Origin of the sequence: Flavobacterium poyangense (assembly GCF_011751075.1) — a bacterium.
GTDB classification, from domain to species: Bacteria; Bacteroidota; Bacteroidia; order Flavobacteriales; family Flavobacteriaceae; genus Flavobacterium; species Flavobacterium poyangense.
In genome coordinates, this window is record NZ_JAALLN010000005.1 from 1 (window position 1) to 13903 (window position 13903).

A 13903-nucleotide genomic window follows, 5' to 3' on the forward strand; every position below is an offset into this window, starting at 1 on the left:
CCTGTAAAAAACATACTGGTTTACGCAGATGCTCAAGGCCAAACTCAAAGTGTGAACTTAGACGGTATCGTTAAAAATAATGAAACTGTAACCACTTTGACCAAAATTTCAGAAGGGAAGTATTCTTATACCAATGAGAAAGGAGCTGTTGTTTCGATTGATATTGCCAATGATGTATCAGGAACAGCCACAACGATCTTTAAAAACTCTGAGGTAATTAAAGAATTAGAGACAGTTTTGAAAGACAAAGAAACGGTGACAAGTTTAACTAATAATGCAGATGGAACTATTACTTATAAAAATGAAAAAGGTGTAGAGGTTAAAAGCGGTTTAGCTGTTAGAGATAATAAGCTTAGTTCAAGTGGAACAAATTTAACTTCAACAGTAAATGGAGTTGGAAGTTCTATAGATTTATTGCCAATAATTAAAGCAGGTTCGTCACATACATTAACAAATTCTGGTAATGCTATTACTTCTGTTGTTAATGGTATAAGTCAAACGACAGATTTGGTAAAAAAGGTTAATCTAGGTTTAGAAGGTAATACTTTAACAAGTTCTGTAAATGACATTAAAGCAACAGTAGATGTAAGTTCACTGAAGGTTGAACCATGGAATGTACTAGGAGGTACTTCACAGGCAACATTAAATTCAGATCAGATTTATACGTTAGGAAGCTGGGTTGGAATTGGTACAAACTCAAAATCGAGTTTTGGAGATGAAGCACTGCGAGTAAATGGAAAAATAAGAACAAGTAGTGGAGTGTATGCAGATTACGTTTTTGAAGATTATTTTCAGGGATACTCTGATTTAAAAGCAGATTATAAATTTAAGTCGTTAAAAGCGGTCGAAGAGTTTATAATTAAAAACAGACACTTACCGGGTGTTACACCTATAAATAAACTGGAGAAAGTTGCCGATGGATATTCTATCGATCCAACTGAACTTGGAGTTCAGAATCTTGAAAAAATAGAAGAACTCTATTTACACACTATTGAACAGCAAAAGCAAATAGACTCTAAAGAAAAGGAAATAAATGGATTAAAGAAAGATATGGAGGATATGAAGACAAAACTGGAAAAACTGGAAAAAATGTTAATTACTAAAGAATAAGGCTAAGCTGTTTTGAATTTGAATTGTGAGATAGCAGGTCTAAAAAGGGGGGATAGGTGGACTTAAATTTCGTTTGTATTTTCTGACAGGACAAAATTTAAAATTAAGGATGCATGATTGAATCCCCCTTTCTAATTTAATTTGAAAGAATGTTAAAATAAAAGAATGGCAGTTGCCATTATTAAAATAGTAGGTGGAGGTTGTCAAATGCAGACAGGGTTGGTGTCTGCAATCATTGTGATGGAGCATAATGACTGGCAATCTTCAAAGGGAGGTGTGATATCTCAATTGGTTTCCAATGAGATTGTTTGGGGACAAGATCGGAATCCGGATAGTTGAGTATCATGCCTTCCTTTAAAATAAAGCAAAATTATATGAAAAAAAGAATTAACATATTATTTCTTGTAATTTTCGTTCATAATGCGAATTTGAAAGCACAGATAGTAAACATTGGAGAACTGACAATTTTGCCAGGAACTGTAATGTCATCAAAGTTTAATTTTGAGAATTCATTTAGTGGTACACTTATAAATGATGGAGAACTGGTTCTTTTTTCTGATTTTAATAATGATGGACTTGTGTTTTTTACCGATAACGAAAATAGTTATACTAAATTCATAGGAAAGAAGAATCAAAAAATATCAAGTAGTTCTTCTGCTGAATTTACAAAGTTTAATAATTTATTATTTGATAATGCTTCTAAGCAACCTGCATTTGAGGTTTCAGGTAATATAAGTATTTCGGGGAGTAGCGATTTCAGGAAAGGAATTGTAAACACCAGTAAACATGATGGGTCAATTGTGTATGAAAAAAATGCAGGACATTCTAATGTTAACAATGAAAGTCATATAGAAGGTTATATTGAAAAGGTTGGAAATACTGATTTTATTTATCCGATAGGTGCTAATTCACACTATCGTCATGCTAAAATTATACCCACAACTGCAAGTGTCAAGACTGTTATAAGAGGAAAATACTTTTTTGAAAATTCAAATCTGCTTTATCCGCACTCCAGTAAGGTCGGTAATCTTGAACAAATTGATGATAAGGAATATTGGGAAATAGAGAATCGCTCAGGAAAGCCCGAAGTCATGATTACTCTTTCTTGGGATCAAGAAACGACATCTGAATTTATTTATAAAAATCTGCAAAAATCAAAAACTGATGCAGAAACCATTACAATTGTAAGATGGGATAAAGATAAAAAAATCTGGGTAGATGAGGGTGGAGTGGTAGAAATTGGATCGAATACTATAACAACTTTTTCTGATGTATCAGGTTTTGGAGTGTTTGCCTTGGCCAGAACAAAGAGAAATACTAAAGACGATGGATATGTTTTTGTTTACAACGCAGTGAGTCCAAATGATGATGGTAAAAATGATTATTTTAAAATTGACGGAATTCAAAATCATCCGAATAATAGCGTAATTATTTACAATCGCTGGGGAGTAAAAGTTTTTGAAATTACTAATTACGATTCGAAGGGAAATGTCTTTAATGGGTATTCACAATCCCAAGGCAGAAGTGCAGCTAATAATGATAGTGCCCTTCCGCCAGGAACCTATTTTTATGTGTTGAATTATGAAGTAAAAATTGATGGCACTTCTAAAAACATGGAAAAAGTAGGATACTTATACTTAAGTGGTAATTGAAAATATAAATAATAAAATGAATTTTAATAATAAGCTTATTGTGCTTTTTTTATTTTGGAGTATATGTGGATTCTCTCAACAAGATTCTCAGTATACACAATATATGTACAATACTATGAATATAAATCCTGCATATGCAGGACAAAGAAAAGCATTAAGTATTTTTGGTATGCACAGAAGTCAATGGGTAGGAATAGACGGAGCACCTTCTACGACCACATTTGCCGGGCATTTGCCAATAAACGATACAAATCTTGGAGCAGGAATTTCGTTTGAAAACGATCGAATTGGACCCTCTAACGAGAACAAGTTTACTGCTAGTTTATCTTATAAGATTAAGGCTTCGGATTACTATGAACTTGCATTTGGACTAAATACATCTGTAACGAATTTAAAAATTGATTATTCAAAACTCAATATTTATGATCCAAATGATATTTCATATCAGAATAATATAAGTAAGTTTTCTCCGAATTTTGGAGTAGGGATGTATCTATATTCTGATTATACCTATTTCTCATTATCAGTTCCCAGTATCTTAGAAACGAAACACTATAAAGACGATCAGGCATTTTCAGTTTTAAAAGAGAAAATGCACTTGTATTTAATGGGGGGACATGTATTTGAGGTTAGTCCAACAGTATTATTTAAACCTTCATTGTTAGTAAAAATAGTAGAGGGAACGGATCCGCAAGTAGATTTATCAGCAAATTTTCTAATCAATGAAAAGTTTAGCGGTGGGCTTTGTTACAGATTTGGATCTGCTTTAAGTGCAATGGCAGGCTTTCAGGTTACAGAAGGATTATTTGTAGGTTATGCATATGATATGGAAACCTCAAAAATTAGAAATTTTAATTCCGGATCTCATGAGATTTTTCTGAGGTTTGAAGTGTTTGAGTATTTTGACAGAATTGTATCGCCCAGATTTTTTTAAATACACACTTTAGTGCCATTAATAAGTTTGTTAGAGAGAAGTTAAAGCATTGGAAAACAGTTGTTAAAGTAAAGGGATGCCATAAGAAGATTGTAAAGTTTATACAGATGAGTCAAGAAGTAAAAATTTTAGTATGTGATCAGAATCAAATCTTTTTAAGATACTTCAGAAAGAGATTTCCGGAATTTAAATTTGTTTTTTATACAGATTTAAAAAATAATATTTTTTCATTTTATGAATTTGACAGGATCATTTTTATTCAGGATGGCCCCTTAAAAGAATACATTAGATTCCTGAGGCAATTTGAAGGAATAATTCCAATGATCTTCGGAATTTATATGCGAAAGCCTATATCTGATAAATATGAGATAAGTGAAATTGCAAATGTAAACCTATTGTACCTGCTGGAGACAAAAACAGAAATTAGCGATCAGCTTAAAGAATATCTTGATGATATAGTTACAGAACGTTAATAATGAATCTGACAGATATTTGGTGAAATAAAAGAAAAGTTCCTCATTATAGTATATGGTATTATATACTCTTGTGGATAAATCGTAAACGGATTGAGGTTTTAATATTGCTAAGGACTTTGCCAAAATAAAGGAAATCCCTAAGAGAATAAATTGATTTAGAAATTAATAAATGATAAAAGTTATCAAGATAACGGAGCTAATTTTTGAAAAATTTAATGGGTTCAACAGGCAGAAACAACTAGAAATTTCTGCAGAATTATTTTATAAGGAAAAGCTTTTTAATGATTTTTTAGAGACTATATCCGATATGAACTTTTTTTTTCCAAATGAGGTCAATGCTGCCAAGAGAGATTTTAGATTAATACAAATTGAACCGGAAAGTTATCTTAAGAAATTAATAGAGAACGGTTATATTGAAAAGCGCGATTATGATATTTCGTTGCAATTTTTGTATTACAATTTGTTGGCGGACTATGTGCCTCAGTTTAAAGGAGATATTTCAAGATTTAATGTTGGCGATCTAAGTAAATTTATTACAGAAGAAATTAATCTGCCCTTTGAAATTATTGTAGAGGAATTTGATAATAATCTTGAAAAAGTGGTAGAAAAGTTAGAAATACTCTCCTCTTATACTTTGCTTAAGATAGAAAGTAAAGGGGGTAATTGTAATTTATTTCTTTGTAAAAAGCAGGAAAGGGAGAAAATATTAGAGCTGTCGCAAATTTTGGGATTTCCTATAAAAGAACTTTAAATAGTAGAGAAAGAATAGTGGATGTTTGTTAAATTCTTTGAGTTTCAATCGATGTTATCTTCTTTTTCTATAGTATAAAATCGTATCTGAAATATTTAAAATTTTTAGATATGTACTAACAAAAAAGAACAATTTTAATGCTTTAAAACGTGTTTTTTTTATTTCATATGGTTTCTTATTAGTGTTTTATTGTTGCTTAGAGTTTGAATTTAATGTTGCAAAAAAACAAATATAGATCTTGAAATATCTTCAGAAAGGCATGTTATTCTATTTACATTTTACTTGAAGTCCTTATTTTATTTTAATTGTTGAATTAGTATACCAACTTTATTTTTATTAGGGGAAAAGAGCTGCTTTTGGGCAGCTCTTTTAAAATGTATTTGAATTTAAGAGTTTTAGAATTTTGAGTTAGTTTTTACTACTTAAACTTACTCGATTTTTTTATGCCTGTGTTGTTTTTTTATTGTAATGTGCTTGTTTTTAGATTTTTAGCGGGTATTTTTTTGGTGCGTATAAACGAGTAGTATTTTTTTTCGGAATGTTTTTTACTTGTGTTTTCTTTGATCTCATGAAAATTTCAATCCATTTATATAATGCTAAGTCTATACTCGGTAATTTATTCTTTTAGGTCTAAATATCTCAGAAAATAGTCAGTTAGCACTTTAGAACAAATTATACGGTCTTAGCTAAAAATCAGGTAGTACTGCTAATTAAAAACAACTTCCATAAAATAGTAATCCACATAAATAAAAAAGTGTCAGATATGTCATAATAATTATGGTACATAGTAACTCAAATTGCCTTTAGAACAGGGCATTTATAATTTTTTTCAATAACCAGTTTAAAAGTATTAATCAAAACAGAATCAAATTTATGAAAAAACGAATTGTTAAAAAACGACTTCTTTTTCCAATTAAGAAATTAATGTTATTTCAGATTGCCTTTTTACTTGTATTTATAAATAAAAGTGAAGCCGGAAATTTGAACAAACACAAAAAATTAGTTAGTAGTGAAGAGTTGACGAGTACAAAAATGGAATTTGAGAATTTAGCTGCCCCTTTGGTGAAGGGTAAGGTAATTGATCAAACAGGGAATCCTTTGCCCGGAGCAACAGTAGTTGCCAAAGGAAGTAAAACTTCAGTTCTTACAGATGCTGATGGTAGTTTTACGATAGATATGCCGGCTAATGCTACAAAATTGGTGGTTTCTTACATTGGGATGGAAACCCAGGAAGTGAGTATTGATAAACTGCCACTTGTAATTGTTTTAAATGAACAAGGACAGAATTTAAAAGAGGTAATTGTTACAACGGGTTACGAAAAAACATCTAAAAGAACTTTTACAGGATCAATCAGTAAAATTTCGGGAGAGGAATTAAAAGTGGATGGTGTAGTAGATGTGAGTAGAATGATAGAAGGAAAGGCTGCAGGGGTAACGGTACAAAACGTAACCGGTACGTTTGGTACTGCTCCTAAAATTACTGTGCGTGGCTCCTCGTCCATTTTTGGGGATACAAAGCCATTGTGGGTAATTGATGGTGTGGTGCAGGAGGATATTATTAATTTGTCATTTGCCGATCTGGCTTCAGGTAACTCTGAAACACTACTGAGTTCATCTGTAGCCGGATTAAATGCCAATGATATTCAAAGTATTGAGGTTCTGAAGGATGCGTCCGCAACGTCAATTTATGGTTCAAGATCTTTAAATGGAGTTGTGGTAATTACTACAAAAAGAGGACGTAGAGAGTCACCTCTAAAAGTATCCTATTCGCTGGAACAAACGGCCCGAACAGTCCCGACTTACAATCAATATGATATCTTAAATTCTCAGGAATCCATGAGTATTTTTAGGGAGATGGAATACAAAGGATATCTCGATATCCCCACAACATTAAACGGAAGATATGGAGGGGTTTATAATATTTTGAGCAGAGCTATCAATACCTATGTTCCGGAAACAAATGGTTTTTTAGTAAATAATGATCCGGTTAGCCGTAGTGAATTTTTGAAAAAATATGAGCTGGCCAACACCGATTGGTTCAAAGTTTTGTTTAGGCCTTCTTTTACTCAAAACCACTCTTTAAGTTTTTCCGGAGGAGGAAAAAACAGCACATTTTATGCTTCGTTAGGTTATTTTACCGATCCCGGATGGACTATTGCCGATGATGTTAAACAACTTTCTTCAAACATTAAAGGGACCTTCTATGTTAATGATAAATTAAACATAACACTTTCTTCATTAGCTTCGAGAAGAGATCAGGGAGCTCCGGGGACGTATGAAAGTCAAAGTGATCCTGTATATGGTAAAGTTACCCGCGATTTTGACATTAATCCGTTTAATTATGTTTTAAATACCAGTAGAACACTGAGACCTCGCGATGAAAAGGGTAATCTGGAGTATTATAGAAACAATTGGGCTCCAATGAATATCTTAAACGAGCTGCAGAATAATACTATGGACATTAAGGTTACAGATATTCGTTTTCAATTGGATTTAGAGTATAAAATAAATCCGCATTTAACGTATAATCTTTCCGGTGCATCTCGTTATGCCGGTACCAGCAGAGACCATAGAATATATGAAGGCTCTAACGTTGTAGGGGCTTATAACGCAGGCGTTGGGGATGACCTAAATACAATTGTGCAAAAGGAAAATATATTTTTGTATACGGATCCGAAAGATCTGACAGTACCCAAAGTTTCTATTTTACCAAATGGTGGATTTTTAAGAAAATTTACTAATGATATGATTTCACATAACATTAGAAATAGTGTTAGTTATAAAAACATTTTTAAGGAAAAACATGAACTCGAAAGTTTTTTTGGAACTGAGCTAAGATATGTAAATCGAGGCAGTGATACTTTTACCGCAGCCGGAATTCAATTTGGCAGAGCTTTTACTCCTTTTACAGATGCTAAGTATCTTGAAAAAATTACTAATGATGGGAATGCTTACTATGGAGTTAATGAAGAAAAAGAAAGAACAGTTGGTTTTTTTGGAAAAGTAGGTTACACTTACGACCGCAGATATACAGCATCTCTGACAGGTCGTTATGACGGATCAAACAGACAAGGTAACAGTAATTCTTCAAGATGGCTTCCGACTTATACGATAAGTGGTAAATGGAATCTTGCTGAAGAGAAATTTATTAAAAATTGGTCTAAAATAAATACGTTGGCTTTAAGAGCTTCTTACGGACTTACAGCAACTGCCGGACCTGCTACGAATTCTTTAGCTGTGCTTAGAAGTTTTGTTACAGATCGTTTCAATGTTGCGGACAGGGAGACAGCAATAAGAATCGATCAGTTGCAGAATGGTGATTTAACATGGGAAAAACAATTTGAAACAAATATTGGTTTAGATCTTGGATTGTTTAATAACCGCGTGCAACTTACCACTGATGTTTATAGCCGTAAAGCGTTTGATTTGGTAGATTATGTGCTTACTTCCGGAGTAGGCGGTCAAATGATCAAACAAGGTAATAATGCAAATATGGAAACCAAAGGTCTTGAGGTAGGTTTCACAACAAAAAACATAAATACTAAAGATTTTAATTGGTCAACAACTCTTAATTTTTCAGTTTTTAATCAAAAAACAACAAAATTGGCCAATCAGGCATCTGTTTTTGATTTAGTTGATTCGAATGGAGGAAACGTTATTGGCCGCCCAAGGAATTCAATTTATTCCTATAAATTCACCGGCTTAAACAATCAGGGATTACCCACTTTTGTTATGCACGAGGGGGCAGAAAATAATATTACGGGAGCTAATTTTCAGGATATAAAAAATATTACGGATTATTTAAAATTCGAGGGTGCTATTGAGCCCAATAAATCGATAGGACTGGCTAATACTTTTACCTATAAAAATTGGTCTTTATATGTGTTTTTTGTTGGATCTGGTGGAAATAAGGTGCGTTTAGATCCAATATACGATAGTACTTACGACGACCTGACAGTATTTACAAAAGATTTTGCCAATCGATGGATAAACTCCGGAGACGAGAACTTTACCAATATTCCGGTTATTGCCGACAAAAGACTGAATGAGAATAATGGAGGAGTACGTACGCTTGCTAGAGCCTATAACACCTATAACTATTCGGATCTTCGTGTAGCCGATGGTGATTTTGTAAGGCTTAAAAACATTTCATTAAGTTGGGAGTTCCCTAAAGATTTTAAGAAAAAAATAGGTGTAAACACTTTTACTTTAAAAGGATCAGCAGTTAATCCCTGGTTGATTTATTCAGATAAAAGATTAAATGGTCAGGATCCTGAATTTCGTAATACAGGTGGTGTAGCCATGCCAATTACAAGTCAATATACTTTTTCTATAAATCTTTCCTTATAATCTATAAATTATGAAAAATATAAAACTACTCTTATTTCTTTTGGTACTCACAAGTAGTATAAGTTGTACTGATTTCCTTTCGGAAGTACCGGATAACAGAATTCAAATAGAAAGCCCGGAACAACTATCAGAATTATTGGTTACCGCTTATACAAATGGGACTTATATCAGTATAGCAGAAACGATGTCGGATAACGTTTTTGATAGTGAGATACTTGATATAAACTTGAATAACGAACAAAACTACAATTGGGAAATGCAAACCGAAACGAATACTGATACACAAGCTAATTTTTGGAATGCATCTTATAAAGCAATCGCTGCTGCTAATTTAGCCTTGGATGTAATAAAAAAGTCCGAAGATATTCCTGTTTTTAGAGCTAAAAAGGGAGAGGCTTTGCTTGCAAGAGCTTATGCCCATTTTATGCTTGTTACACTATGGTCGAATCGTTATAATCCTGCGACTGCCAAAACTGATTTAGGGATTCCGTATGTAACAGAACCGGAAAAGGAGTTATTAAAAAAATATACCAGAAACTCTGTTGCAGAAGTTTTTGATCTCATTCAAAAGGATCTCGAAGAAGGGTTAAAATTAGTAACAGATGATTATAAAGAGCTTAAATATCATTTTAATAAAGAAGCAGCAAAAGCTTTTGCCTCTCGTTTTTATTTAGTAAAAGGAGATTGGGACAGAGTACTGGAACTTTCAAAGGATCTCGGATCTAAACCGGTTGGTAAGCTAAGAGATTATAAAGTTTTTAATGGGTTTTCTTTTGAACAACAACCAATTGAGTATTCAAAAGAGGATAAAACAACTAATTTATTGGTTGCTTATCCAAGTTCGATTTGTAAAAGAGGTTTAAGAGATAGATTTAGCCTTGCGGGAAATAGAAGCGATGAAATTCTGGGTAAGGATACTAATATTTTTGGCAAGTCTTGGCTGATAGAAGCTTCAGGAGAGTTTAGAGGAGGAATAAATGTTTTTGTGCCTAAATTTTACGAATATTTCAAATATACTAACGTAACTGCTCAAATTGGTTATCCTTATACCGGTGTCGTACTTTTTAGTAACGATGAATTTTTCTTAAATCGTATCGAAGCGCACGTAATGAAGAATCAGATAGATCTTGCCAATAGTGAGTTAGAATATTTCTTTTCGACAAGAACTGAAGGATTTGACGCAGCCAAAGATACATTGTCTCAAAAAAGGATAGAAACCAAATATCCGGTAATTAAGGATGAATATACCCCCTTTTACCCGCTAAGTTCGATTCAGGCGTCTTATATAAAAGCTATTGCAGAAGCCAGAAGAAGAGACTTTATACATGAGGGAATCAGATGGTTCGATATCAAACGTTTTAACCTTGTTGTAGAGCACAATACGCTTAGTTTTGGAAAAGTAAGCAGGAAAAATATCCTGGTTAAAGATGACAAGCGCAGAGCTTTACAAATACCGCTTAGTGCATCAAATAACGGAATTGAAAAAAATCCCAGATAAATTGTAGTAGTATGAAATTATTAAAAATATACAGATTAATGGTGTTGGGAATCATGATTTTAACCTTTCTGTCCTGTTCAGAAGAAGAACAACCTACAGACAGTAGTAAACCTGCTTACATACAACCCGCAAAAACAAATCCTGATAAAAGGACTGATCAGAGTCCTGATGAAAGTGGTGATAGAAATATGAGCCAAAAAAAGAGCTTGACTAAAGACGGTAAGCGCGGCACCTTGCAAATACCATTTAGTGCATCAAATAAAGGGACTGAAAAAAAAACAGATAAATTTTAGTAGTATGAAATTATTAAAAATATACAAATTAGTAGTGTTGAGCCTTATGATTTTAATCTTTCATTCCTGTTCTCACGAAGATAAACCAACCGATAGCAGGTTGGATTATACTCAACCTGTAAAAACAGATTTAGATAAATGGATTGCTGAAAATTTTACAAGTCCATACAATATTAGTGCATACTATGAGTGGAATCAAAATATGGTTGACAACAGCAGGTATTTGTTTCCCCCAACAGTAGATAAAGTGAAACCGGCTCTTGAAATAGTAAAAAAGATTTGGGTAGACAGTTACACAACTGTTGGTGGAGTAAATTTTGTTAAGAAAATAGCGCCAAGAGAATTTGTTTTGGTAGGTGGCGTAAATTTGAACTCAACAGGTACACAAACTTTAGGACTCGCAGAAGGCGGACAAAGGATAAGTCTTTTTAAGGTAGATAAATTAGATAATAAAAATCGCAAAGATGTTACTCAATTTATTCATACACTTCAACATGAATATGTACATATTTTAAATCAACAGAAGCCTTTTAATGAGCAAGCCTGGTCTAAGATAACTCCATCTGGGTATACAACAAGTTGGTACGCAGAAAAAGAGGCTGACTCAAGAAATTTAGGTTTTATAACCAGTTATGCCCGATTAAACATACATGAAGATTTTGCAGAAACTGCCGCAGCGATTTTAACTTATTCCAAATCAGAATATGAGACTATTGTTAATAATATTAAAGATCCTAAAGGAAAGGCAGCGGTAAAAGAAAAAGAAGCCCTTGTCGTTCAATATTATAAAGAGGTATTTAACATTGATTTTTATGCCTTAAGGGATGAAGCGCAAAAAAATACTGATACTGTAGTAAAGTAATAGCATTAAATAATTGATGCATAATTAAAATATATATGATGAAAGAAAAAAACATTTTCAATTATCTGGTTGTAGTGCTTTTAACATTGCAATTAGTGGCTTGCACCAGGACCGATGCAGAGCAAAAATTCAATCAGACACCAACGGAAAGACTGGTAACACAGCAAAAAGAATTGAATGATTTATTGTTGTCTTCTGAGTACGGATGGAAAGCAATTTATTTTACAGACAGTACACAATTAGGCGGGTTTACCCATCTCTTTAAATTTTTACCTGATGGAAAAGTAGATATGGCATCTGATTTTGATACTAAAACTGCTGTTCAAAGTAGTCAATATGAAATTCAGCTGGGGAGTACAGTAAGTTTGGTTTTTACAACGGCTAACAGAATTCATCTTTTATCGGACTCTGATAGTTATCCTTCGTCAAATCTGAGAGGTAAGGGATATTTAGGTGATTTTCAGTTTTTGTATAACAGACAGGAAAAAGGAGATATTGTTTTTAGTACAAACAGAAAAGTTCAGGAATTAAGATTTGTAAAAGCTACAGCAGAAGACTGGACAGATTTAAATAAGAGTGCTATTACTCTAAATAATATGAATGGAGATATTAAAAGCCCACTATTTAAACGTTTAGTAACTAATGACGGAACTGCTGAACATGACTTTAATTTTGATTTTAATTCAAGTGCCCGTTTTGGAATAGCTACGCCGCTAGACCCGACAAACACGGAAAGCTATAATTTCGGCTTTTCGTACACACCAACAGGGGCAATAGCTAAACCGGCATTAATTGTTAAAGGACAAAAATTAACAAACTTTCTTTATGATAGTACAACGAATAGTTTTGTTGCCAAAGGAACCGGCAACGTAAGCGCAAGTATAAAAAGGACAAATGTTCCTCCTGTACTAACAGATGATTATAAAGCTTTACTAACGGCTACCGGTAATAAAAAAAGTACTTTTGTTTATTATTCGGAAACGATGAATACATCAAATAAAAATTCGGGTTTTTACAAAAATCTTTTTGACAAGGCTAATGCTACACTGCCGGATGGTAAAAAAATTAGGGGTATTTGGTTTAATTTTAATACTGCTAATAAAAAGGATTACATAGAATATGAATTCAATGGAAGTAAGCAAAGTATAAAACATTATATAACAACAAGTGAAGATGCTGTTAATAAGACTATTATTTTTAAAGATGTAAGCTGGTCGGTAGCAGAAAAAGAGTATTCTTTTTTAAAAGATCTGGATGCTGAATTAACTAATCCTAAAGGATTGTATTGTAAAAAAGAGGATTATATAATTCATCTTACTAATTACGTGGTTTTTACTTTTACCAGTGCTGCTAATCCGTTGAGAATGACTCTTTATAAGACAGAGTAAAGATTATTAGTAAAATAATGGAAAATGCCGTTAGAGATAATTTTGCTTTATTGTTTTTTAGAATATAGTTGGAGTAGGTTTTAATGCAGTATATTTTGCAAAATAGCAATAGGATTACAGAAAACTATATAACTTGTGAATTTTGATTTGTAGAGAGACGACCTTGGTCGTCTCTTGTTTTTTTGCATTAAAAAGGACTTAAAATATTTCTGTTACAACCTTAGCGGGGTAAATTATTAAATCATATAAATTAAGGTAGTTTTTGAAATGTATATAAAAACAGATTTCAATCTAGGGAAATCAGCAGTGTAAATGCTATATCTGTCAGAGAGACTACAGCTTAATAGGGCTGGCTAAGTTTCGAATAAGAGTTGTTAGTTTATATTGACGGACGAATAAATAAAATAGCTAGCTGTATTCAGGATAGTTTAAAATTGTCTGAAAAAGACAGGAGGAGACAGGCTAAAAAGCTATTACAATTTTAATAATGAAGAAATTGCATTTTGTAAAACATTTAGGGATCTATTAAGTAACAAGGAAGCAACATATTACCGCGAACTGAATTGCCGGACAATAGTTTCAACAAAAG

At 32.8% G+C, this 13903-nt stretch carries 10 protein-coding genes and 1 pseudogene; all 11 read left to right on the forward strand.

Annotated elements, in window-relative coordinates:
• Positions 1–1110, forward strand: a pseudogene (locus G3A47_RS10765) (hypothetical protein); the annotation flags it as partial.
• Between the two features lie 165 nt (positions 1111–1275).
• A complete protein-coding gene (locus G3A47_RS10770) occupies positions 1276–1449 on the forward strand; it encodes a hypothetical protein (protein ID WP_166922167.1) in 174 nt (57 codons plus the stop codon).
• Positions 1450–1484: 35 nt separating this feature from the next.
• Positions 1485–2762, forward strand: coding sequence for a gliding motility-associated C-terminal domain-containing protein (locus G3A47_RS10775; protein ID WP_166922168.1), 1278 nt, complete (start codon positions 1485–1487; stop codon positions 2760–2762).
• Between the two features lie 16 nt (positions 2763–2778).
• Entirely contained in the window at positions 2779–3696 is a 918-nt protein-coding gene (locus G3A47_RS10780) for a PorP/SprF family type IX secretion system membrane protein (protein ID WP_166922169.1), read from the forward strand.
• A gap of 107 nt (positions 3697–3803) precedes the next feature.
• Positions 3804–4169 carry a hypothetical protein gene (locus tag G3A47_RS10785; RefSeq protein WP_166922170.1) on the forward strand — a complete coding sequence of 122 codons (366 nt, stop codon included), beginning with the start codon at positions 3804–3806 and terminating at the stop codon, positions 4167–4169.
• Between the two features lie 172 nt (positions 4170–4341).
• Positions 4342–4923, forward strand: coding sequence for a hypothetical protein (locus tag G3A47_RS10790; RefSeq protein WP_166922171.1), 582 nt, complete (start codon positions 4342–4344; stop codon positions 4921–4923).
• An 873-nt stretch (positions 4924–5796) separates the two neighbouring features.
• Positions 5797–9273 (forward strand): SusC/RagA family TonB-linked outer membrane protein, encoded by a 3477-nt coding sequence (locus G3A47_RS10795; protein WP_166922172.1) that lies wholly within the window; start codon positions 5797–5799, stop codon positions 9271–9273.
• Positions 9274–9283: 10 nt separating this feature from the next.
• A complete protein-coding gene (locus tag G3A47_RS10800; RefSeq protein ID WP_166922173.1) occupies positions 9284–10771 on the forward strand; it encodes a RagB/SusD family nutrient uptake outer membrane protein in 1488 nt (495 codons plus the stop codon).
• A gap of 11 nt (positions 10772–10782) precedes the next feature.
• Positions 10783–11064: a hypothetical protein gene (locus G3A47_RS10805; protein ID WP_166922174.1), complete on the forward strand. Its 282-nt coding sequence runs from the start codon at positions 10783–10785 to the stop codon at positions 11062–11064.
• A gap of 4 nt (positions 11065–11068) precedes the next feature.
• Positions 11069–11926, forward strand: a complete 858-nt coding sequence (locus tag G3A47_RS10810; RefSeq protein ID WP_166922175.1) for a substrate import-associated zinc metallohydrolase lipoprotein — start codon at positions 11069–11071, stop codon at positions 11924–11926.
• Between the two features lie 35 nt (positions 11927–11961).
• Positions 11962–13314 carry a DUF4302 domain-containing protein gene (locus tag G3A47_RS10815; RefSeq protein ID WP_243860414.1) on the forward strand — a complete coding sequence of 451 codons (1353 nt, stop codon included), beginning with the start codon at positions 11962–11964 and terminating at the stop codon, positions 13312–13314.
• The last annotated feature ends 589 nt before the right edge of the window (positions 13315–13903 follow it).

What these genes read in the sequence shown, in the direction of transcription:
- G3A47_RS10795 (WP_166922172.1), top strand. Translation starts at nt 5,797, where the DNA reads ATGAAAAAACGAATTGTTAAAAAACGACTTCTTTTTCCAATTAAGAAA.
- G3A47_RS10785 (WP_166922170.1), top strand. Translation starts at nt 3,804, where the DNA reads ATGAGTCAAGAAGTAAAAATTTTAGTATGTGATCAGAATCAAATCTTT.
- G3A47_RS10790 (WP_166922171.1), top strand. Translation starts at nt 4,342, where the DNA reads ATGATAAAAGTTATCAAGATAACGGAGCTAATTTTTGAAAAATTTAAT.
- G3A47_RS10770 (WP_166922167.1), top strand. Translation starts at nt 1,276, where the DNA reads ATGGCAGTTGCCATTATTAAAATAGTAGGTGGAGGTTGTCAAATGCAG.
- G3A47_RS10780 (WP_166922169.1), top strand. Translation starts at nt 2,779, where the DNA reads ATGAATTTTAATAATAAGCTTATTGTGCTTTTTTTATTTTGGAGTATA.
- G3A47_RS10805 (WP_166922174.1), top strand. Translation starts at nt 10,783, where the DNA reads ATGAAATTATTAAAAATATACAGATTAATGGTGTTGGGAATCATGATT.
- G3A47_RS10815 (WP_243860414.1), top strand. Translation starts at nt 11,962, where the DNA reads ATGATGAAAGAAAAAAACATTTTCAATTATCTGGTTGTAGTGCTTTTA.
- G3A47_RS10800 (WP_166922173.1), top strand. Translation starts at nt 9,284, where the DNA reads ATGAAAAATATAAAACTACTCTTATTTCTTTTGGTACTCACAAGTAGT.
- G3A47_RS10810 (WP_166922175.1), top strand. Translation starts at nt 11,069, where the DNA reads ATGAAATTATTAAAAATATACAAATTAGTAGTGTTGAGCCTTATGATT.
- G3A47_RS10775 (WP_166922168.1), top strand. Translation starts at nt 1,485, where the DNA reads ATGAAAAAAAGAATTAACATATTATTTCTTGTAATTTTCGTTCATAAT.